1 protein-coding gene is annotated in these 549 nt (G+C 55.2%); it reads right to left on the reverse strand.

All coding sequences use genetic code 11. The features are described from left to right. Positions 1-549: hypothetical protein (locus tag ACESSZ_RS16510; protein ID WP_499842915.1), on the reverse strand; the 549-nt coding region annotated here is incomplete at both ends.

The raw sequence follows: 549 nt of genomic DNA on the forward strand, positions 1-549 counted from the left end.
CGGACAGTCCAGGTCATGAAGTGCCACCAGACGGTCCTGCACATTGGTGCCTGCGCCCATCTTGGCGGTGCTGCCCAAAAGGACACGCACCTGACCGGTACGGACTTTAGAGAACAACTCCTTTTTCCGCACTTCGGTGTTGGCTTCATGGATAAAAGCGATCTGGTCGGCAGGCATTCCCTGAGCAATGAGTTTCTGACGAATATCGTCATATACCGTAAAGACCGGTTCCTGCTCCGGCAGAGGCACAGAGCCTTCCAATGCGTGAAGCAGTGGATTATCCAGCGTTTTCGCCGCCTTGCTTGCAGGAGCTTTTGCCTGCGGTGTAGAAATGTCGCAGAACACCAGCTGGGTCAGCTTGTCAGCTTTGCCATTCCGCCAGATCTGCATGATGTTGTCCACGCACTGATTGACCTTTGTGCCAGGTTCATCCGGCAGCATCTGGTTGACGATTCTCTGGTCCAGGCCCAGCTTACGGCCATCCGAGGTAATCTTGAGCATATTGTCCTGGGACGGGTCAACGGTTCCGCTGTGTACCAGCGATGCGCG

This window comes from Eubacterium sp. 3_1_31 (assembly GCF_964249515.1).
Lineage (GTDB): Bacteria > Bacillota_I > Bacilli_A > Erysipelotrichales > Erysipelotrichaceae > Longicatena > Longicatena caecimuris.